The 19,943-nt window shown below is 36.6% G+C and carries 22 protein-coding genes; 19 read left to right on the top strand and 3 right to left on the bottom strand.

Annotated elements, in window-relative coordinates; all coding sequences use genetic code 11:
- The first annotated feature begins 123 nt into the window (after positions 1-123).
- The 12 genes from EKQ63_RS18745 (at position 124) to EKQ63_RS18690 (ending at position 9,693) form a co-directional block, all read left to right on the top strand.
- Entirely contained in the window at positions 124-903 is a 780-nt protein-coding gene (locus EKQ63_RS18745) for a formate channel (protein ID WP_087954655.1), read from the top strand.
- A gap of 24 nt (positions 904-927) precedes the next feature.
- Positions 928-1,944, top strand: coding sequence for a molybdopterin-synthase adenylyltransferase MoeB (locus tag EKQ63_RS18740; protein WP_143881406.1), 1,017 nt, complete (start codon positions 928-930; stop codon positions 1,942-1,944).
- Positions 1,945-1,962: 18 nt separating this feature from the next.
- On the top strand, positions 1,963-3,270 hold the full coding sequence (gene glp / locus EKQ63_RS18735) for a molybdopterin molybdotransferase MoeA (protein WP_143881405.1): 1,308 nt from the start codon (positions 1,963-1,965) through the stop codon (positions 3,268-3,270).
- Entirely contained in the window at positions 3,251-3,715 is a 465-nt protein-coding gene (gene moaE, locus EKQ63_RS18730; protein WP_000531876.1) for a molybdopterin synthase catalytic subunit MoaE, read from the top strand. The genes glp and moaE overlap by 20 nt, the downstream gene beginning before the upstream one ends.
- Before the next feature lie 4 nt (positions 3,716-3,719).
- Positions 3,720-3,956: a molybdopterin converting factor subunit 1 gene (gene moaD / locus EKQ63_RS18725; RefSeq protein WP_087954659.1), complete on the top strand. Its 237-nt coding sequence runs from the start codon at positions 3,720-3,722 to the stop codon at positions 3,954-3,956.
- 130 nt (positions 3,957-4,086) lie between these two features.
- Positions 4,087-5,136, top strand: coding sequence for a P-loop NTPase (locus EKQ63_RS18720; protein ID WP_088327568.1), 1,050 nt, complete (start codon positions 4,087-4,089; stop codon positions 5,134-5,136).
- Positions 5,137-5,149: 13 nt separating this feature from the next.
- Positions 5,150-5,374 (top strand): group-specific protein, encoded by a 225-nt coding sequence (locus EKQ63_RS18715; RefSeq protein ID WP_087954661.1) that lies wholly within the window; start codon positions 5,150-5,152, stop codon positions 5,372-5,374.
- A 42-nt stretch (positions 5,375-5,416) separates the two neighbouring features.
- Positions 5,417-5,815: a hypothetical protein gene (locus tag EKQ63_RS18710; protein ID WP_087954662.1), complete on the top strand. Its 399-nt coding sequence runs from the start codon at positions 5,417-5,419 to the stop codon at positions 5,813-5,815.
- Positions 5,816-5,952: 137 nt separating this feature from the next.
- Positions 5,953-6,201: a DUF1294 domain-containing protein gene (locus EKQ63_RS18705; protein ID WP_000871349.1), complete on the top strand. Its 249-nt coding sequence runs from the start codon at positions 5,953-5,955 to the stop codon at positions 6,199-6,201.
- A 92-nt stretch (positions 6,202-6,293) separates the two neighbouring features.
- Positions 6,294-7,235 carry an EamA family transporter RarD gene (gene rarD, locus EKQ63_RS18700; protein ID WP_087954663.1) on the top strand — a complete coding sequence of 314 codons (942 nt, stop codon included), beginning with the start codon at positions 6,294-6,296 and terminating at the stop codon, positions 7,233-7,235.
- A 79-nt stretch (positions 7,236-7,314) separates the two neighbouring features.
- On the top strand, positions 7,315-7,740 hold the full coding sequence (locus EKQ63_RS18695) for a divergent PAP2 family protein (RefSeq protein ID WP_000447815.1): 426 nt from the start codon (positions 7,315-7,317) through the stop codon (positions 7,738-7,740).
- 99 nt (positions 7,741-7,839) lie between these two features.
- On the top strand, positions 7,840-9,693 hold the full coding sequence (locus EKQ63_RS18690) for a terpene cyclase/mutase family protein (protein WP_143881404.1): 1,854 nt from the start codon (positions 7,840-7,842) through the stop codon (positions 9,691-9,693).
- A 72-nt stretch (positions 9,694-9,765) separates the two neighbouring features.
- On the opposite strand, the gene EKQ63_RS18685 is transcribed toward EKQ63_RS18690, so the two are convergent.
- Positions 9,766-9,915: a YfhD family protein gene (locus tag EKQ63_RS18685; RefSeq protein WP_001035808.1), complete on the bottom strand. Its 150-nt coding sequence runs from the start codon at positions 9,913-9,915 to the stop codon at positions 9,766-9,768.
- A 133-nt stretch (positions 9,916-10,048) separates the two neighbouring features.
- On the opposite strand from EKQ63_RS18685, the gene fabG reads away from it, so the two are divergent.
- Positions 10,049-10,789 carry a 3-oxoacyl-ACP reductase FabG gene (fabG, locus tag EKQ63_RS18680; RefSeq protein WP_143881403.1) on the top strand — a complete coding sequence of 247 codons (741 nt, stop codon included), beginning with the start codon at positions 10,049-10,051 and terminating at the stop codon, positions 10,787-10,789.
- Positions 10,790-10,839: 50 nt separating this feature from the next.
- Here fabG and dhaS read toward each other — a convergent pair whose 3' ends face one another.
- On the bottom strand, positions 10,840-12,324 hold the full coding sequence (gene dhaS, locus EKQ63_RS18675; RefSeq protein ID WP_000080304.1) for an aldehyde dehydrogenase DhaS: 1,485 nt from the start codon (positions 12,322-12,324) through the stop codon (positions 10,840-10,842).
- Between the two features lie 272 nt (positions 12,325-12,596).
- Here dhaS and EKQ63_RS18670 point away from each other — a divergent pair, with 272 nt between their 5' ends.
- From EKQ63_RS18670 to EKQ63_RS18645, 6 genes are all read left to right on the top strand, one after another.
- Positions 12,597-12,875 (top strand): YhdT family protein, encoded by a 279-nt coding sequence (locus tag EKQ63_RS18670; RefSeq protein ID WP_000800722.1) that lies wholly within the window; start codon positions 12,597-12,599, stop codon positions 12,873-12,875.
- 3 nt (positions 12,876-12,878) lie between these two features.
- Positions 12,879-14,312 (top strand): sodium/pantothenate symporter, encoded by a 1,434-nt coding sequence (panF, locus tag EKQ63_RS18665; RefSeq protein WP_143881402.1) that lies wholly within the window; start codon positions 12,879-12,881, stop codon positions 14,310-14,312.
- A 122-nt stretch (positions 14,313-14,434) separates the two neighbouring features.
- Positions 14,435-15,367 carry a nucleoside hydrolase gene (locus EKQ63_RS18660; protein ID WP_087954667.1) on the top strand — a complete coding sequence of 311 codons (933 nt, stop codon included), beginning with the start codon at positions 14,435-14,437 and terminating at the stop codon, positions 15,365-15,367.
- Positions 15,368-15,484: 117 nt separating this feature from the next.
- Positions 15,485-16,594: a serine hydrolase gene (locus EKQ63_RS18655; RefSeq protein ID WP_087954668.1), complete on the top strand. Its 1,110-nt coding sequence runs from the start codon at positions 15,485-15,487 to the stop codon at positions 16,592-16,594.
- A gap of 101 nt (positions 16,595-16,695) precedes the next feature.
- Positions 16,696-18,204 (top strand): argininosuccinate lyase, encoded by a 1,509-nt coding sequence (argH, locus tag EKQ63_RS18650; protein WP_143881401.1) that lies wholly within the window; start codon positions 16,696-16,698, stop codon positions 18,202-18,204.
- Positions 18,205-18,271: 67 nt separating this feature from the next.
- The gene (locus EKQ63_RS18645; RefSeq protein ID WP_143881400.1) at positions 18,272-19,105 is read left to right on the top strand and encodes a GNAT family N-acetyltransferase; all 834 of its coding nucleotides are present in this window, start codon (positions 18,272-18,274) and stop codon (positions 19,103-19,105) included.
- Positions 19,106-19,140: 35 nt separating this feature from the next.
- Here the strand turns inward: EKQ63_RS18645 and EKQ63_RS18640 are convergent, their stop codons facing one another.
- Positions 19,141-19,890: a (S)-benzoin forming benzil reductase gene (locus EKQ63_RS18640; protein WP_087954671.1), complete on the bottom strand. Its 750-nt coding sequence runs from the start codon at positions 19,888-19,890 to the stop codon at positions 19,141-19,143.
- Positions 19,891-19,943 lie beyond the last annotated feature (53 nt).

Here is a 19,943-nt window from a genome sequence, read left to right as displayed (position 1 = left end):
AAAAGTGATGATTGATCTCTCTGTAAAAGATGTGCAGAGAAATTAAGCAGCATTCAAAAACCTTTATTTTGAGGAGGTTTTTTGAAGCTGCTTTTTTATTTGGAGAAAATGGAGGAATTAGTAATGGCATTTCATAAACCGGAACAAATTGCTGAGCTTGTCATTGAGGCCGGTGTTCAAAAAGTAAGTCAGACCTTGCCAGCAATGCTTATTCTCGGTTTTTTAGGAGGAGCGTTTATTGCGATAGGTTTTTTACTTAACATTCGAGTTTTAGGGAATTTACCTGAGCGCTGGGGGAGTCTAGTGAATGTTTTAGGAGGAGCAGTATTTCCTGTTGGACTCATGCTCGTAGTATTAGCAGGAGGAGAATTAATTACGGGAAATATGATGTCACTGTCTATGGCGCTTTATGCAAAGAAAATTACATTGATAAGTGTACTGAATAACTGGGTTTGGATTACTCTCATGAATTTTATTGGGGCAATTTTCGTTGCGTATTGCTTTGGACATCTTGGCGGATTAACAGAGGGAGAGTATTTAAATAAAACAGTAGCGATAGCAGAAGGGAAGTTACATGAATCATTTGGGAGAACTTTAATTTTAGCAATTGGTTGTAATTGGCTCGTCTGTCTTGCTCTTTGGCTCGCTTATGGGACGAGTGATTTTGTCGGAAAAATAATCGGAATTTGGATTCCAATTATGGCATTTGTAGTGATTGGATTTCAGCAAGTGGTAGCAAATATGTTTGTCATTTCAGCAGTTATTTTTGCAGGTCATCTGACATGGATGGACCTTGCTAAAAATTTTGTTCCTGTCTTTATCGGAAATGTAATTGGTGGAGCTGGTTTTGTTGGATTTGCGTACTTTGCTTGTTATCAAAAACAACATTCTAATATGAAATAGAGTTCGTGAGAGGAAGGGTAAGTAATGGCTGAGCGGTATTCACGACAACATTTGTTTAAACCAATTGGGAGTAGAGGGCAAGAAGAAATTCGAAATAAACATGTGTTAATTGTAGGAGTAGGCGCATTAGGAAGTGCAAGTGCTGAAAGTTTCGTACGTGCAGGTATTGGCAAGTTGACCATTATAGATCGTGATTACGTTGAATGGAGTAATTTACAAAGGCAACAATTGTACTCTGAACAAGATGCAAGAGAGAAATTGCCAAAAGCAATCGCTGCTAAAAATCGGCTAGAAAAACTTAATTCGGAAGTACAAATACATGCTTTCGTAATGGATGTGTGTGTAGAAAACTTAGAAGGGCTATTAGAAAATGTCGATGTAATCATTGATGCAACAGATAATTTCGATATCCGATTTATAATAAATGATTTATCACAAAAGCATAATATTCCGTGGGTATATGGTTCTTGCGTTGGATCGTACGGTATGAGTTATACGGTTATTCCGCAAGAGACACCATGTTTACATTGTGTGCTGAAGAATGTTCCTGTTACAAGTGTGACATGTGATACCGCTGGAATTATTAGCCCGACTGTTCAAATCGTCGCAGCATATCAAGTTGCGGAAGCATTCAAAATTTTAGTAGGAGATTTCTCAGCAGTTAGAAAAACATTTTTCATGTTTGATATATGGAGTAATCAAAACCATTTTATAAAACTAGGAAAAATTAAAGCAGACGATTGCCCTTCGTGCGGCTTAAATCGAACTTATCCTTATTTATCATACGAAAATCAAACGAAGGTAGCTGTTTTATGCGGAAGAAATACAGTTCAAATTAGACGAGTAGACAATAGAAAATACAATTTTGATGATATAGAAAAAGTATTAAAAAAAGTGGGGGAAGTAGATCGGAATCCGCATTTACTATCTTGCCAATTAGATGAGTACCGCATCGTTGTTTTTCGGGATGATCGTGTTTTTATTCATGGCACAAATGATATTTCGAAAGCGAAACAATTATATTATCGCGTATTCGGCTAATAGAAAGGGTTGTCAACAATGGAAAGAAGAGTACCAATCACAGTTGAAGAGGCTGTTTGTAAAGTGATGGGATTTGCTCATAACGGTTTAAAGGAGCTACTACCTATTGAATTAGCTTATGGACGTATATTAGCAGAGGATTTAGTAGCTGACCATGATGTGCCGTCATTTAATCGTTCGCCGTATGATGGATTTGCTATTAGAGCAAAAGATACGGATTTAGCAAGTTATGAAACTCCAATTGTATTTGAAGTAGTGGGTGAAATCGGTGCAGGATCGCTATTCGATGAGAAAGTAGGTCCATTTCAAGCAGTTCGAATTATGACAGGAGCGCAAATTCCGAATGGGTGTGATGCGGTTGTTATGTTAGAGCTAACTCTTCAATATGAGGAGGATGGTAACAAATATATGGAAGTGAAGCGATCATTCAAAACGGGCGACAATATTTCTTTTCAAGGTGAAGATGCTCGTAAAGGCACGGTTCTTGCAAAGAAAGGGTCATACATTCATCCAGGCATTTCAGCTCTTCTTGCTACGTTTGGGTATAGCGAGGTACCGGTGGCTAGAAAGCCTGTAATTGGACTATTAGCGACTGGAAGTGAATTACTGGACGTAAACGATTCATTACAGCCAGGGAAAATCCGAAACAGTAATACGTATATGATATTGTCTCAAATTCGAAGAGCGGGCGGAAGAGTAAAATATTTTGGGCAGTTTAGCGATGATTTTCATACATGTTTCAAAGCTGTAAAAGAAGCGCTTGGCCAAGTAGATATGCTCATTACAACAGGCGGTGTATCAGTAGGGGATTACGATTATTTACCAGCTATATATGAAAAGTTAGGTGCATCAGTTCTTTTCAATAAAGTTGCAATGAGGCCAGGAAGTGTTACGACTGTAGCACAATTAAATGGCAAGTTATTATTTGGTTTATCAGGAAATCCATCTGCTTGTTATGTAGGATTTGAATTATTTGTAAGACCGTGTATTCGGACGTATATGTTTAGTGAAAAAGCACATTTAAAGAGAGAAAAAGCGTTATTAGGAGAAGACTTTCTAAAGCCAAATCCATTTACAAGATTTGTACGAGCGAAACTGACATATAACGAAGGGCAGTTAATTGCTTGTCCTTCAGGATTTGATAAATCTAGCTCGGTCTCTTCATTAGCAGAATCGAATGTTTTTATCGTATTACCAGGCGGGACAAGAGGATATAAAAAAGATATGTTTGTGGATGTTCTGTTATTGGAAGATAACGAAGGTAGTGAATGGCCTTGGACATTTCGCAAAGTGAGAGGTGGTTCCAATGGGACAAGTGCTATTTGAGATTGTTGATATACCGATTGTAGTTGAAGAAGTAACGAATAAAGTTGCAAGAAGAGAGGCAGGTGCGATTACAACTTTTATTGGTACAGTGAGAGAATTAACAAAAGGAAAACGAACGCTACATTTAGAGTATGAAGCATATAAACCGATGGCAGTAAAGCAACTTATGAGAATTGGTGAAGAAATTAGTGAAAGATGGCCGGATGCAAAAGTAGCAATTACTCACCGAGTAGGCCGGCTAGAAATAATGGATATTGCGGTAGTCATTGCAGTTTCATCACCGCATCGCAAAGTAGCTTATGAAGCGAATGAATACGCAATTGAACGTATAAAGCGAATCGTCCCAATATGGAAAAAAGAATTTTGGGAAGATGGAACGATGTGGATTGGAGATCAACTTGAAAATACACCATATCCAGCAGGAAAACCGAAGAAGGAAGAATGAGAAAATGATTACAATTTTACTGTTTGCAAATTTGCGTGAGGAAGTCGGATTAGATAGATTCGTAATTTCAGAAAAACAAGAAATGACAGTGCAGCAATTAAAAGAATGGCTCAAAGCAAACTATAGTTTACAATCGCTTGATAGAGTGATGGTGGCTGTTAATGAAGAGTTTGTAACGAATGACGAGGTGATACAAGCTGGAGATATCGTCGCATTCATCCCGCCTGTTAGTGGTGGATAATAAGTGTTTCTTGCAACGGCAAGAAGATGTTGTATATAAAGTGAAACTTTAATCAGTGGGGGTTTTCTTCATCCCCCACTGATTATTAGTTAAAGTCGGATAAATTCAAATACGAGAAGGGATGAGTTTTATGATTACTCAAGAACAAATAATGAACGCATTAAAGCATGTAGAGGATCCAGAATTACACAAAAGTATTGTAGAGTTAAACATGGTTAGAAATATACAAATGAATGGAACAGAGGTTAAACTTGAAGTAGTGCTAACGATTCAAGGTTGTCCGTTAAAAGCAAAAATTCAACAAGATGTAGAAGAGTCTCTGCAGGCAATTGGTGCATCTAAAGTAGATTTGACGTTTGGTTCTATGACACAAGAAGAACGAGCTGCGCTAACAGAAAAGTTAAAGAAAAATAGTAGAACAGAAACTGGTATGCCGAGCATGCTTCGTCCTGATTCAGGAGTACGATTTATTACTGTAACGAGCGGAAAAGGTGGAGTCGGAAAATCAACTGTAACAATTAATCTTGCAACGGCTTTAGCTCGTATGGGCAAAAAAGTGGGGATATTAGATGCAGATATATATGGTTTTAGCATTCCAGCTATGATGGAAACGCATCAAAAACCAACGATGATTGATCAAACAGCAATTCCAGTTATTAGTCACGGTGTTAAAATCATGTCGATGGGATTTTTTACAGAAGGAAATAATCCGGTTATGTGGCGCGGACCGATGTTAAATAAATGGATTCAAAACTTCCTTGTGAATACGCACTGGGGAGAGTTAGATTATTTACTGCTTGATTTACCACCTGGTACAGGAGATGTTGCCATTGATGTTGCAGCAATGATTCCGCAGGCGAAAGAAATTATTGTTACAACACCACATAATGTAGCTTCATTCGTAGCATCTAGAGTAGGCGTAATGGCAAAACATACGAAACACGAGATTTTAGGTATTGTGGAAAACATGGCTTATTATGAAGAACAAGATGGATCGAAAAATTATCTGTTTGGAAAAGGCGGCGGCGAAATGTTAGCAGAACAATTGCAAACAGAAGTAATCGCACAAGTACCTTTTGTGAAACGTGAAGAAAATGGCGGTTCATCTGTATATGATGAAGATTCTCTTGTTGGAGAAGTGTTTACATCGTTAGCAGAAGATATTATTTATAAAGGATAGAGGAGGAATTTTTATGGCGTGTAATATCGATCATTCTATTGAAGATGTAATGAATAAACTTGAAAGTCAAAAGAGTTTTTTAACTGAAGAGATTTTTAAAGGGTTAAAAAATTTTTTACAAGGTAATCACTCACAAGAAATGCTAAATGATGTATTTCATCTTTTGAAAAAATATGACTTAGTAAGTGAAGAAGAAAGAGAGACGAGAAATACTCAATTATTGCTGATTATAAAATAAATACACTTTGACTTTTGTTTTGTAACAGGAGGGGTAAATGTAATGGATATGAAAAAGATGATTGAAATGATAGAAGCAACAAAAGTGACTAAAGAAGAATTATCGATTTCTACTTTACATCAAGAGCTTGTGAAGTTATATAGTCAAAAAAATGTTGCTCATTATACGGAGCTATTAAAGTATATTTTATCATTATCCGTGCAGCTAAACCTACATCTTGTATTGAAATATTTTGGCGTGCGACCGATTATTGCTGTAGACGAGCGTATGCAATTTCAAGAGATATTTAAATGTTTAGCTAAGAAAGATGATAATGAGGAATGGTTTCTAAATTTCGTTTCTTTATATATGGGGCTAATCGTAGTTCTTCATTTTGATGAAAAAGAGATTGAGAGAAGTTTTTTCGATGCTATGGTAGTGGGGGAAGGGAATGAAATATAAGATTTTGCCCATAACATCTTTCTGTTTAATTGGCTATGTAAATATGAAGGTAACGAATCAATAAAAAGCGTTCTTCAGTTGTTTCCATCGTTTTTTCATGTTACCATTAAGCGAATTTTTCATAGGGAGAGAAAGCGATGAAATGGATTTATTTTCTTATTATTAACGTTATAGCTTTTAGCCTTATGGGTCTTGATAAACGAAAAGCGAAGAAGAAACAGTGGAGAACGCCAGAAAGTACGTTGTTTTTATCAGCAGCAGCTGGGGGAGCAGTTGGAGCTTGGATCGGTATGTATATGTTTCATCATAAAACTCATAAAAAGAAATTTGTTTTCGGCATACCGTTACTTGTTGTAATAACGGTATGTTTATTATTCGTTGTATGAGAAATGTCGAAAGAAATGCAGATTGATTATTGGTAAAGTGAGCATGTAAGACCGTATAATGGAGAAAAAATGAGAAGAGGAGAAAAAGGAAGATGGGGAGTCAATCAGCACAGCAAAAAAAAGGGATTATATATGCGGCTGGTGCGTATACGATGTGGGGAATACTACCAATCTATTGGAAATGGGTTGAGGAAGTCCCTGCAGATGAAATATTAGCACACCGCATCGTTTGGGCGTTCGTGTTTATGTTACTAGTATTAGGTGTTACGAAGAGATTTCGTCAGTTTATTGGGGAGTTCGTGAATCTTTTTAAACGACCTAAATTATTAATGTCATTAACAATAGCTTCAGTCTTGATTAGTGGAAACTGGTTTGTCTACATATGGGCCGTTAATCATAATCATGTCATTGAAGCAAGTCTTGGCTATTATATTAATCCGCTTATTAGTATTTTACTTGGTACAGTCGTTTTAAAGGAAAAGTTAAACTTTTGGCAATACGTTGCAGTTGGTTTAGCTGGAGTAGGAGTTATTATTTTAACAGTACGTTTCGGTGCTATTCCATGGGTTTCTTTATCACTTGCCCTTTCATTTGGCCTATATGGATTAACGAAAAAATTGTTAAACTATGATGCGACAATTGGACTTACGATGGAAACGATGTTAGTGACGCCGTTTGCAATTATTTATCTAGTAATGACAGGAGTACATGGTTTTGGCTCATTTGGCTCTATCTCAATGTTATCGACATTACTATTAATAGGAGCGGGCATTGTTACAGCGTTACCACTTTTTTATTTTGCAAAAGGAGCCCAACTTATTCCGCTTTATATGGTAGGTTTTTTACAGTATATTGCACCAACAATTAGTTTGATTTTAGGTGTATTCGTATTTGGTGAACATTTCACATCTACTCATATGATTGCATTTTTCTGTATATGGGTTGCATTATTTGTATTCTCGGTAGCGAAAACAAAGTTCTTAGTGCAGAAACAACCGAAATTTATAAAAAATAAATCAGCAAAAGTATCATAATGCGTAGTATTTTCTACGCATTTTTCTTTATACTGATACTATAAAGGATTTCCATTATAGCTAGTAGGGAGCTGAGAACGTGGAAACAATTTTACATAACGATCCGCTTATGGCCGCTGTAATTTCATGGTTTTTAGCACAATTAACGAAAGTAGTCTTTAAATTATTTAAAACGGGTGAATTTGATTTCGCAAAGTTTTTCGCTTCAGGTGGGATGCCAAGTTCTCATGCTTCAACTGTTACAGCACTGGCGACAGGTGTTGGCGTTGTGGAAGGTGTGGAAAGTACTTTATTTGCAATTGCTGCTATTTTTGCCATTATAGTTATGTATGACGCTTCAGGAGTAAGGCTTGCAGTAAGTAAACAGGCGAAAATATTGAATGAGTTTTTTCACGGTAGACAAACAGAATATAAGAAGTTAAATGAACTTGTCGGGCATACACCGTATGAAGTAGTAGTTGGTGCTTTATTAGGGATTATTGTCGGAGTAGGATATTGTTTATGAGCAGAGCATTTTATATGTTCTGCTTTTCTTTGTATTTATACATATTCAGCGACCTTCTTGAATATCGTTATACGGATTTCGAAAGGGTGGGTGAGTAACTTGTTATTATATGAAAAAGCGCATGAAGAAATAGCGAGAAGAGCAACTGCACTTCAAACGATGCAACGGCAAGATGGTACGTGGCAATTTTGTTTTGAAGGAGCTCCATTAACAGATTGCCATATGATTTTTTTATTAAAATTATTAGGTAGAGATAAAGAGATAGAACCGTTTGTAAAAAGATTAGCATCACTTCAAACAAATGAAGGAACATGGAAATTGTATGAAGATGAAGTGGGAGGTAATTTATCAGCTACCATTCAATCTTATGCCGCCTTACTTGCATCGAAAAAATATACAAAAGAAGATGCGAACATGAAGCGAGCGGAAAATTTTATTAAGGAACGCGGAGGCGTGGCGCGTGCTCATTTTATGACGAAGTTTTTATTAGCAATTCATGGAGAATATGAATATCCTTCACTCTTTCATTTACCAACACCAATCATGTTTCTACAGAATGATTCCCCCCTCAGTATATTTGAATTGAGTAGCTCAGCACGTATCCATTTAATTCCGATGATGGTGTGTTTAAATAAAAGATTTCGAGTAGGGAAAAAGTTATTGCCAAATTTAAATCACATTGCGGGCGGGGGCGGAGAATGGTTTCGGGAGGATCGGTCTCCGTTGTTTCAAACGTTATTAAGTGATGTAAAACAAATTATCTCGTACCCACTTTCGTTACATCATAAAGGATATGAGGAAGTCGAACGTTTTATGAAAGAGCGTATTGATGAAAATGGAACGTTATATAGTTACGCAACTGCCTCGTTTTATATGATTTATGCTTTACTTGCGTTAGGGCATTCTCCTCAATCATCACTGATTCAAAAGGCTATAGCTGGGATAACATCTTATATATGGAAGATGGAAAGAGGGGGTCACTTGCAAAACTCTCCTTCAACCGTATGGGATACAGCTTTACTCAGCTATGCGTTACAAGAGGCCCGCGTTCCGAAAGATAATAAAATGCTTCAAAATGCAACAGCATATTTATTAAAAAAACAGCATACAAAAAAAGCTGATTGGAGCGTACATGCTCCGGCGCTTATTCCAGGTGGTTGGGGTTTTTCAGATGTAAATACGACAGTTCCAGATGTTGACGATACAACAGCTGTACTAAGAGTGTTGGCAAGAAGTAGAGAGAATGAAAAGGTAAATAATGCTTGGCAGAAAGGGATTGATTGGGTTAAAGGATTACAAAATAATGATGGGGGCTGGGGAGCTTTTGAAAAAGGTGTGACGAGCAATATATTAGCAAATTTACCAATCGAAAATGCAAGCGATATGATTACAGATCCTTCTACACCAGATATTACAGGGAGGGTGTTAGAGTTTTTCGGGACATATGCGCAAAATGAATTACCTGAGAAACAAAAACAAAGTGCGATAAATTGGTTAATGAATGTACAAGAGGAGAATGGATCATGGTATGGGAAATGGGGGATTTGTTATATATATGGTACGTGGGCTGTTATGACAGGATTACGGTCATTCGGAATTCCATCTAGTAATCCATCATTAAAACGAGCAGCTTTATGGCTTGAACATATACAGCATGAAGATGGTGGATGGGGAGAATCATGCCACAGTAGTGTGGAGAAAAGGTTCGTTACTTTACCATTTAGTACACCATCCCAAACAGCATGGGCGTTAGATGCTCTCATTTCTTACTATGATATAGAGACGCCAGTTATTCGAAAGGGTATTTCATATTTGCTTGCGAATCCTTATGTGAATGAAAAATATCCTACTGGAACAGGTTTACCAGGAGGGTTTTATATTCGTTACCATAGCTATGCTCATATATATCCACTACTTACTTTGGCACATTATATAAAAAAATATAGAAAATAAACCGAGAGATATCTCTCGGTTTATTTTGTTGGGTAGTAGGTCCCTGTTGAAAAGAATAAGGTTGTGCTTTCCTTATTTTTCAGTTGACTGGCGTTTTTGACGTGCATCAGCGGCATTTGCACGTGCGTTTGCTTCTAAGTCATTGTGGTCAGCAAGTTCACGAGAGAACTCTACATCAATGCCATCAGTAGCTTTGTTTTGTTTGAAATTTTTTTTGTTCATTCGACACAATCTCCTTGCACTTTATGCGACGTTGCAAAGTTAGTTTGACACAAATAGACTTTTTTATACAAAGAGGAATTGGAAAGTAAAAAGCCGAAATATACAGTATAAGTAATAGAAATGGGGGATAGGAATGGAGTTTTTAAATGGGAAAACAGCTGTTGTAACAGGAGCTGCACAGGGAATTGGAAAAGAGATTGCAAGGGTTTATGCAAAGCTAGGGGCGAAAGTATTAATTAGCGATGTAAATGAAGAGGAGCTACAAAAAACGACACGTGAGTTATCGGACGAAGGATATGAAGTGTGCTCATATCGATGTGATGTGAGTAATCAAAATGAAGCGAAATCGTTAATTGAATATGCGGTTCAAAAATTCGGTACATTACATATTTTGGTGAACAATGCTGGCATTACAAGAGATGCAATGTTACATAAAATGGAGAAGTCTGCTTGGGAACAAGTATTACAAGTGAACTTAACTGGTGTTTTTTATTGTATGCAACCAGCGCTTCTTTACATGAGACAACAAGGGTATGGACGCATTATTAATATATCTTCAATTAGTAGAGAAGGAAACATAGGTCAAGCGAATTATGCAGCTACGAAGGCAGGCGTTGTAGGTTTAACGAAAACGGCAGCGAAAGAAGTTGGAAGTTTCGGTATTACGTGTAATGCAATTTGTCCAGGATTTATGGATACAGATATGACAAAAACGATACCAGATAAAGTGAAAGAAAAGATGGTTGGCGCGATTCCAGTTGGTAGAATTGGAACGCCAGAAGATATTGCGAACGCAGCAGCCTTTTTAGCATCAGAATACGCATCCTATATTACAGGAGAAGTATTAAATGTGAGCGGAGGACTGCAAGTTTAAAGGAATACATAATGAAAAGAACCTGACCGGATAGGTCAGGTTCTTTCTCCTTAATTTAAGTTAAGCCAAACGCTCTTCACTTCTGTATAGTTATTTAATGCATAAGATCCCATTTCACGACCAAGACCGGATTGTTTAAATCCTCCAAATGGAGATGCTGCATCAAAGACGTTATAACAGTTTACCCATACTGTACCAGCACGTACTTTACTTGCAACGTAGTGTGCTGTTTTAACATTTTCTGTCCACACACCAGCTGCTAAGCCGAATTGTGATTTATTTGCACGTTCAATTACTTCATCAATATCGTTAAATGGTATTGCAGAAATAACTGGACCGAAAATTTCTTCTTTTGCGATTGTCATTTCATCATTAACGTCAGCGAATACAGTAGGGGAAACGAAGTAGCCTTGATCGAATGGATTACTTCCTCCGCAAAGTACTTCAGCACCTTCTTCAATTCCTTTTTCAATGTAGCCCATTACACGTTTTTGCTGTTCTTCAGAAACGAGAGGACCAATTGTAGTTTCTGGACTTAATCCAGCACCTTGATTTAATTTTTTAGAATAAAGGACAAGGTCAGCCATGACATTATCATACATTTTCTTCGGAACAAATAAACGTGATCCAGCAGAGCATACTTGTCCTTGGTTAAACATAACACCAGAAAGTGCACCAGGAATCGCGCGAGATAAATCAGCATCTGGCAGGATGATATTTGGTGATTTACCGCCTAACTCAAGTGTAACGCGCTTTAATGTTTCAGATGCTTGGCGCATAATTTGCTTACCGACTGGAGTAGAACCAGTAAATGCAATTTTATCAACGAGTGGATGATTAACAAGAGCTTGTCCAGCTGATTCACCGAATCCAGGAACGATATTAATAACACCTTTCGGGAATCCAGCTTCTTCAATTAATTCAGCTAAGTATAGAGCGGATAGTGGAGTTTGTTCTGCAGGTTTTAAAACGATTGTACATCCTGTAGCAAGCGCTGCTCCCATTTTCCACATTGCCATAAGAAGTGGGAAGTTCCAAGGGATAATTTGACCAACGACACCAACAGCTTCATGGCGTGTATAGTTAAAGTAATCACCGGAAACAGGGATTGTTTGACCAACGATTTTCGTCGCCCAGCCGGCATAATAGCGCATATGTTCAATTGCGAGTGGTATGTCTGCTGCCATTGTTTCACGGATTGGCTTTCCGTTATCTAACGTTTCAAGTTGTGCAAGCTCTTCTTTATGTTCTTCCATTAAATCAGCTAACTTGTACATAAGCCGGCTTCGCTCAGCAGTGCTCATGCGAGACCAAGGACCTTCGTCAAAAGCCATGCGAGCTGCAACTACAGCTTTATGAATATCTTCGCGACCAGCTTCAGAAACGACGGCAAGTGTTTCGCCAGTTGCTGGATTAGGTGTGTTAAATGTTTTTCCGGAAGCGCTTTCAACGAATGATCCATTCACATATAACTTTTTTGTACCTTGAAGAAATTTCTCTACCTTTTCATGAAGATTTACAGCTAGTTGACTCATTGTATAACCCCCTTGAAAATATAATTAAACGCAGTACGAGACGGCGTTTATTCCGAAATCAAGGATGTAGGAACTAGATGGAAAGCCTCTAATTAAAATCATAATTAACAAATACTGAAAATTCAAATTTCATTTGTGTTACAATTGTAAAAAATATGTAATGTAAGAGAATCTTCTATATGATTATAAAAAATCCTGCTTGTTTTTGCTTTCTAGTAGGAAAAACTAGAAGAACAGTGGTACAATAATACATCGTGAGAGGAGGGAGAAAAATGAAGAATTATCATGATGATCCACGCTTTCGAATCGCCCATAGAGAAGCGTTAATTGGTCTTGGACTTGCTATTATCAATTTTATAATATGGTACGGATTTGCTTATGGGCTTGGTAGTAAAAATCCAAGTGAATATACATATGTATTTGGTTTTCCAGCATGGTTTTTTTATAGCTGTATCGTTGGATTTATCGTTATGGTTATTTTACTTAGTTTAGTTGTTCGTTTTGTATTTCAAGATATTTCACTCGATGAGGAAGAAAAAAGTGAGGAATAATAGATGAATTGGTATGTAATCATTCCAATGATAATTTCGTTTATCGTTGTATTTTTAATTGGTGTATATGCTTCAAGACGTGTACAAGCGACTGCTCATAATAAATTTTTGCAAGAATATTTTTTAGGTGGGCGTGAGCTCGGTGGTTTATTATTAGCAATGACAATGATTGCTACGTACGGTAGTGCTAGTAGCTTCATTGGTGGCCCTGGTATAGCATATAATATGGGGCTTGGATGGGTATTGTTATCTGCGATTCAAGTTGTAACAGGGTATATCGTTTTAACGGTTATCGGTAAAAAGTTTGCCATTATTGCTAGGAAGATGGAAGCTATTACTCTTATCGATTATTTAAAGGGAAGATACAATAATAAAGCAGTTGTCATACTTTCTGCGTTATGTATTATTATCTTTTTATTTTCAGCAACAGTAGCTCAGTGGGTCGGCGGTGGCCGATTAATTGAGTCACTAACGGGTCTCTCTTATACAACAGCACTATTTTTATTTACTTTTTCTGTACTTGTTTACGTATTAATTGGTGGATTTCGTGCAGTTGCTTTATCAGATACGTTATTAGGTATCATTATGTTAGTTGGAACGACAATCATTTTAATCGCTACTGTCGTTGCCGGTGGTGGAATTGAAAAGATTATGCAGGAACTTGTTCAAATCAATCCGAATTTAATTACACCATTCGGAGCAGATGGTAGTTTAACAAAATCATACGTGACATCATTTTGGATTTTAATTGGAATTGGCGTTGTTGGTTTACCGCAAATTAGTGTGCGTGCCATGTCTTATAAAAATTCAAAAGCGATGCATCAAGCATTAATAATTGGAACAGTTGTTGTAGGTACAATTATGATTGGTATGCATTTAACAGGTGTATTTGCACGAGTTGTACTTCCGGGTATAACGGTACCGGATAAAGTCATGCCGCTACTCGCGATGGAAGTGTTACCACCTTGGTTAGCCGGTGTTTTCTTAGCTGCACCAATGGCAGCCATTATGTCTACAGTAAACTCGTTATTGCTACTTGTAAGTTCATCAATCATTAAAGATATATACGTAAATTACATAAATAAAGATGCAGCAGATAGTACGATTAGAAAAGGAAGTTTATGGATTACTGCTATCGTAGGACTGCTCGTTTATGCAGCAGCAATTAAACCACCAGATTTTTTAATATGGTTAAATTTATTTTCTTTCGGTGGATTAGAAGCAGCATTCATTTGGCCGATCGTATTAGGGTTATATTGGAGAAAAGGAAATGCAACAGGAGCGCTTGCCTCTATTTTAGTTGGGGTAAGCTCATATATGTGTATCCATCTTTTCTATCCGAATCCGTTCGGTATACATACAGTTGTCTTCCCGATTTGTTTTGCGTGTATCGCTTACATCATTGGAAGTATGAGTGCTATGAAAAAAAAAGTATAGGTTAGAGGAAGAACGTAGTCTTTATAGGACTGCGTTTTTTCGTATGAATTTGTTCTTTTTTATTCTGTATATCTATGACTATTCATAAATTAATAACAATTGAGGGGATGGAGTTGAGGTCGATGAAAAAAGTGTTATTTTTGGGAGACCCGGGAATTGATGACTCTTTAGCCATCATGTATGGAATTATGCATCCTGATATTGATATTGTTGGTGTTGTAACGGGATATGGAAATGTAACACAGGAAAAGGCAACGAGTAATGCAGCATATTTATTGCAAATGGCAGGGCGAGAAGATATACCTGTTATTAATGGTGCAAAAATCCCTTTATCCGGAGATGTTACAACGTATTATCCAGAAATTCATGGGGCAGACGGTTTAGGACCAATTAAACCTCCAAAAACTTTTTCACCAAATATAAAACCTTTTTGTGCTTTTTTTGATATTCTTGAAAAGTATAAAGGAGAATTAATTATAGTTGATGCAGGTAGGTCAACGACACTAGCGACAGCATTTATTTTAGAAAAGCCGATGATGAAGTATGTGAAAGAATATTATATAATGGGCGGTGCTTTTTTAATGCCTGGAAATGTGACACCAGTCGCAGAGGCGAATTTTCATGGTGATCCCATTGCGTCACAATTAGTGATGCAAAATGCTAAGAATGTGACATTAGTGCCACTTAACGTTACATCTGAAGCTATTATTACGCCGGAAATGGTAAAATATATTACAAAACACTCTAAAACGAGTTTTAATAAGTTGATCGAGCCGATATTTACGTATTATTATAAAGCATATAAAAAGTTAAACCCGAAAATAACAGGTAGTCCAGTACATGACGTCGTTACAATGATGGTTGCAGCAAATCCGTCCCTTTTGGATTATGTATATCGCCGAGTCGATGTAGATACAGTTGGAATTGCAAAAGGAGAGAGTATTGCTGATTTCCGGCCTCAACCTGACTCAAAAGCATTAAAAAATTGGGTGCGAATTGGTTGGTCGTTACATTATAAAAAATTCCTCGAAGATTTCGTTAAAATTATGACGTAGACATAATGGGAGAATACAAGTTAAAATAATGGAGATGATTACTAAAATAATCATCTCCATTATTTTGTTTGTAAGAGATAGATAGAGACGAGTTACACAATAGGAGAGGAATTTTACTTGAAAAAAACTATAGTATGCGCAGTGATTGTGGGTATTTTCATTTTGCTAATATCGGGTAACTTTTTAGTGAAAAAAGTGTGGAGTTCAAATAATGATGATGCACAGTATATCGCATCCTTTATTGAAGAACATAAAGATGAAAAAAATAGTGCGCTTCTAGTAAAGAGAAATGATAAAGTTGTTTATTCTGTCAATCCTAACGTTGTATTGCCAGTTGCTAGTACAATGAAATTAATTGTGGCGCTTGAATATACGAAACAAGTTACGGAAGGGAAAATTGATTCGTCTAGTTTTGTTTCCATTAATGACGTGAATCGGTATTATGTACCGAATACAGATGGTGGTGCGCAAGATAGATGGCAAAGATATTTGGAGAAGACAGGCAAGATAACTGAAGGAGCGGTTTCTTTAGAAGAAGTGGCAAAAGGAATGGTTAAGTTTAGTTCGAATGCGAATGCTGAATATTTAATGGAAGTGTTAGGATTAGATAATATTAATCGGAATTTACAAAGTTTATCGCTTCCAGCACATCAGCCGCTATTTCCAATCGTTTCATCTTTATACATTCCAGGATATTTGCATAAAGAATTACATGTTCCGAAATATAAAATAGAGAAAAAGTTAAAAGAAATGTCTCAAGAGCAATATCGTGAATATGCAATGATTATTCATGAACGCTTAAAAAAGAAAGGGCCATTATTACAGAAGGAAATTCCACTTTATTTAGAGGAACGTTATGATAAAATTTGGTCAGATCGATTGCCAGCTGCTTCTGCAAACGATTATATGGTACTGCTTCAAAAGGCAAATCATAAAGGTGGCCTGACAGAAGCAGAAGAAAAAGTATGGGCGAATATCGTTGAAACAGATATGAGCGCTAAGAAATATCGTAAAACATTTAGACATGCAGGGCAAAAAAATGGTTATACGCCATGGACAGTTACAAAAGCAGTTTATGCGATGGATAAACGCGGGAACTGTACAGAAATTGTGTTCTTAGCAAATAATTTAAATGAGGACGACAGTGCAGAAATACGAAAACATTTAGCGAACTTACATTTCCAAGTGTTGCAAAGTGATAAGTATGATGCGACTTTTATTAAGTAAACTCGGTGCTTTCTGCATCGAGTTTACTTTTGTATACAAGCACTTTTTTCCTATCTCTGGGTATGATGGGTAGTAATACTTAGGTGAGAGGGGAAAAGGTGATGAAACAAAGTAAAGAAGAGTTTATAAAGGGTGAAGGCGCTAATTTCCCTGGGAAAACATATGTAGATTGTGTATTACAACATGTATTTGAATTTCAGCGAAATTACTTATTGAATGATATGTTTCAAGTGCATAAAGCGCATATTGCGATGCTGACGGAAGAAAATTTAATGAAAAAGGGAGAAGCTAAAGTTATATTACACGCATTAAAAAAGGTAGAGGGAATGCCAAAAGAGCAATTGCTTTATACAGAGCAGCATGAAGATCTCTTTTTTTTAGTGGAACATTTAATTTCTCAAGAAGCGAAAAGCGATTTTGTAAGTAATATGCATATTGGTAGAAGTAGAAATGATATGGGTGTAACGATGTATCGCATGAGTTTAAGACGATATGTATTACGATTAATGGAACATCATTTGTTATTGCAAGAGAGTATATTGGAACTTGCTGCTGATCATAAGGGAACGATTATGCCAGCGTATACACATACACAACCAGCACAGCCAACAACATTTGGTCATTATGCGTTAGCGATTTATGATACGATGCAGAGAGATTTAGAACGCATGAAAAAAACGTACAAACTTTTAAATCAGTCCCCAATGGGAGCCGCTGCGCTTTCTACAACAAGTTTCCCAATTAAACGAGAGCGAGTTGCAGATTTACTTGGATTTACTAATGTAATTGAGAACTCATATGATGCTGTCGCTGGAGCGGATTATTTATTAGAGGTTAGCTCGTTACTTATGGTAATGATGACGAATATGAGTAGATGGATTCATGACTTCTTACTATTAGCGACGAAAGAATATGATGGTATTACTGTTGCAAAGCCATATGTACAGATTAGTAGTATTATGCCGCAAAAGCGAAATCCAGTTTCAATTGAGCACGCCCGTGCAATTACCAGTAGTGCTTTAGGGGAATCATTTACAGTATTTCAAATAATTCATAATACACCGTTTGGTGATATTGTTGATACAGAGGATGATTTGCAGCCGTATTTATATAAAGGGATTGAAAAGGCTATTCGTGTTTTTTCTATTATGAATGCAGTTATTCGAACGATGAAAGTAGCGGAAGAAACGTTGAAAAATCGTTCCTATAAACATGCAATTACGATAACTGATTTCGCAGATGTTTTAACAAAAAACTATGAAATTCCATTCCGGCATGCGCATCATGCAGCAAGTGTTATTGCAAGTATGTCATTGGAGCAGAAAAAGGAGCTTCATGAATTACATTTGAAAGATGTGAATATGTACTTACAAGAAAAATTTAATATAACTTTATTAGAAAAAGAGTGGAAAGAAATTATATCGCCAGAAGCTTTTATACAAAAAAGAAATGTATACGGTGGGCCGAGTAAAAAAGAAATGGAGCGCATGATTAACAATCGAAAAGAGTCATTTCGACAAGAAGAAGAGGTATTTGAAAAGGAAAAACAGAGAATTTTACAAGCTGAAAATAATTTGAATACGTTAGCTTCAAATATTATTGAATCGTAAAAGAGGAATCTAGTGAATTAATCGCCAATACCTTAATAAAACTATAAATAGAGGGAAGAGATTGTCGATGATTCAATTGCATGTATATGAAGAGATTGTTAATTTTAAAGAAGAGGTTACATCATTTCTAGAAAAGAATGAGCAGGAAAATAATCTCATATTAGGCGTATTACAAATGGTCCGGCAACCGATATTTATGGGGATAGCAAAACAAGGAGAAGAAATTGCAGTTGTATTTCTTCAAACAGAAGAGAAGAAACAAATCATTGTTGCAACTTCTGAAATTTCGGGAGTAGCTATCAAGGAGCTTGCAACAGAGTTAACGAAAATATATCCGGATATTCCTGGATTAATTGGTAATAAGAAAGTTGTACAGAAGTTAGCGGAAGAGATTGCGGTGTTAGAAAATAAGAAAGCGAATGTTGTAATGGAGCAAGGTATATATGAATTAAAACAAGTGAAGAAAAAGTGGAACGGAGATGGAGCCTTTCGAGAAATAAATAGTGATGAGATACCATTAATAGAAAAATGGATATATCAATTTTGCAAAGATGTGAATCTTCCTACTACGAAAGAAGAAGCAAAACAAACGGCACAGACATTAATCATTAATCATCGTTTATTTGGTCTAGAAGTAGACGGAAAACTTGTTTCTGTAGCAGCAAAAACACGTCCAACCAAAAATAATATAACAGTTAATTTCGTATATACGCATAAAGAAGGAAGGAAAAAGGGATACGCATCTAATTGTGTAGCGGCACTTAGTCAACGTATGTTAGATGAAGGGTACAATACGACTACGTTATATACTGATCTAGCGAATCCGACATCGAATAAAATTTATCAAGAAATTGGTTATGAGCAAATTGCGGAGTCTGTGCTTATATTTTTAGAGAAGTAGAACAAAAAGGCGTGCTAAAATAGCACGCCTTTTTGTTATTCATCAATTCTAATAACCTCGCCTTGAGGGAAGTCTTCGGCTTCTAGTAAGTTACGAATAGCTTTCGCAACGTATTCGGGTGATAATAGCTTTCCTTCTTCTTTTAATGCGATGAATCGATCTAAATTTGTGAAGTCTTCTTTATTTGTTTCGCGAATTTGTGCTTGCATATTTGTATCAACAACACCGGGTGCAAAAGAGACGATTTTTACTGGATATTCTTTTTCTGCTTCTTCGGTTGCTACGCACTGTGTAAACATATTTACGCCAGCTTTCGTTGTACAATAAGCGCCCCAGCCAAAGTAAGGGTTTTTTCCTGCACCAGAAGAGATGTTTATAACACGTTTATCTACTTTCCATTCTTTCGTATGTTTCATGAAAGTGGAGGTGAGAACCATAGGTGCAAGTAAATTAATGTGAACGTTCGTAATGAATTGTTCACTTTCTGCTTTTTCAATTGGCTTCATAGGAGCAACCGTACCCGCATTATTAATTAAATGAATAGAAGATACACTGTCTTCTTGAATAGATGAAATGATTTTGTTAAAGTTCGTTTCTAAATTATGTACATCTTGAAGATCTAAGGAGTGGAAAACACAATTGCTATTATATTGTTCTGCGAGTTTCGTAAGCTCTTTATTTTCTCTTCTAGAAATAGAGATGACAGTTGTATTTTTTTCTAACAATTGTGTGGCAATAGCCTCACCTAAACCTTGTGAAGTTCCTGTTATGATAACGTAGCGCATAGTTTTATAAACTCCTCTCACATGTGCGGAATTTTGTTGGACAACGTACATTG

Origin of the sequence: Bacillus sp. BD59S, assembly GCF_007363175.1 — a bacterium.
GTDB lineage: Bacteria > Bacillota > Bacilli > Bacillales > Bacillaceae_G > Bacillus_A > Bacillus_A pacificus.
Note: the sequence above shows the minus strand (reverse complement) of the source record. Positions and strands in the feature narration are given on the sequence as shown.

Coding starts and splice junctions, on each gene's coding strand:
- EKQ63_RS18745 (WP_087954655.1), top strand. CDS start 124: ATGGCATTTCATAAACCGGAACAAATTGCTGAGCTTGTCATTGAGGCC.
- EKQ63_RS18645 (WP_143881400.1), top strand. CDS start 18,272: ATGATTCAATTGCATGTATATGAAGAGATTGTTAATTTTAAAGAAGAG.
- rarD (WP_087954663.1), top strand. CDS start 6,294: ATGGGGAGTCAATCAGCACAGCAAAAAAAAGGGATTATATATGCGGCT.
- EKQ63_RS18660 (WP_087954667.1), top strand. CDS start 14,435: ATGAAAAAAGTGTTATTTTTGGGAGACCCGGGAATTGATGACTCTTTA.
- EKQ63_RS18640 (WP_087954671.1), bottom strand. CDS start 19,890: ATGCGCTACGTTATCATAACAGGAACTTCACAAGGTTTAGGTGAGGCT.
- EKQ63_RS18710 (WP_087954662.1), top strand. CDS start 5,417: ATGGATATGAAAAAGATGATTGAAATGATAGAAGCAACAAAAGTGACT.
- dhaS (WP_000080304.1), bottom strand. CDS start 12,324: ATGAGTCAACTAGCTGTAAATCTTCATGAAAAGGTAGAGAAATTTCTT.
- EKQ63_RS18670 (WP_000800722.1), top strand. CDS start 12,597: ATGAAGAATTATCATGATGATCCACGCTTTCGAATCGCCCATAGAGAA.
- EKQ63_RS18720 (WP_088327568.1), top strand. CDS start 4,087: ATGATTACTCAAGAACAAATAATGAACGCATTAAAGCATGTAGAGGAT.
- moaE (WP_000531876.1), top strand. CDS start 3,251: ATGGGACAAGTGCTATTTGAGATTGTTGATATACCGATTGTAGTTGAA.
- EKQ63_RS18740 (WP_143881406.1), top strand. CDS start 928: ATGGCTGAGCGGTATTCACGACAACATTTGTTTAAACCAATTGGGAGT.
- moaD (WP_087954659.1), top strand. CDS start 3,720: ATGATTACAATTTTACTGTTTGCAAATTTGCGTGAGGAAGTCGGATTA.
- EKQ63_RS18705 (WP_000871349.1), top strand. CDS start 5,953: ATGAAATGGATTTATTTTCTTATTATTAACGTTATAGCTTTTAGCCTT.
- panF (WP_143881402.1), top strand. CDS start 12,879: ATGAATTGGTATGTAATCATTCCAATGATAATTTCGTTTATCGTTGTA.
- glp (WP_143881405.1), top strand. CDS start 1,963: ATGGAAAGAAGAGTACCAATCACAGTTGAAGAGGCTGTTTGTAAAGTG.
- fabG (WP_143881403.1), top strand. CDS start 10,049: ATGGAGTTTTTAAATGGGAAAACAGCTGTTGTAACAGGAGCTGCACAG.
- argH (WP_143881401.1), top strand. CDS start 16,696: ATGAAACAAAGTAAAGAAGAGTTTATAAAGGGTGAAGGCGCTAATTTC.
- EKQ63_RS18715 (WP_087954661.1), top strand. CDS start 5,150: ATGGCGTGTAATATCGATCATTCTATTGAAGATGTAATGAATAAACTT.
- EKQ63_RS18685 (WP_001035808.1), bottom strand. CDS start 9,915: ATGAACAAAAAAAATTTCAAACAAAACAAAGCTACTGATGGCATTGAT.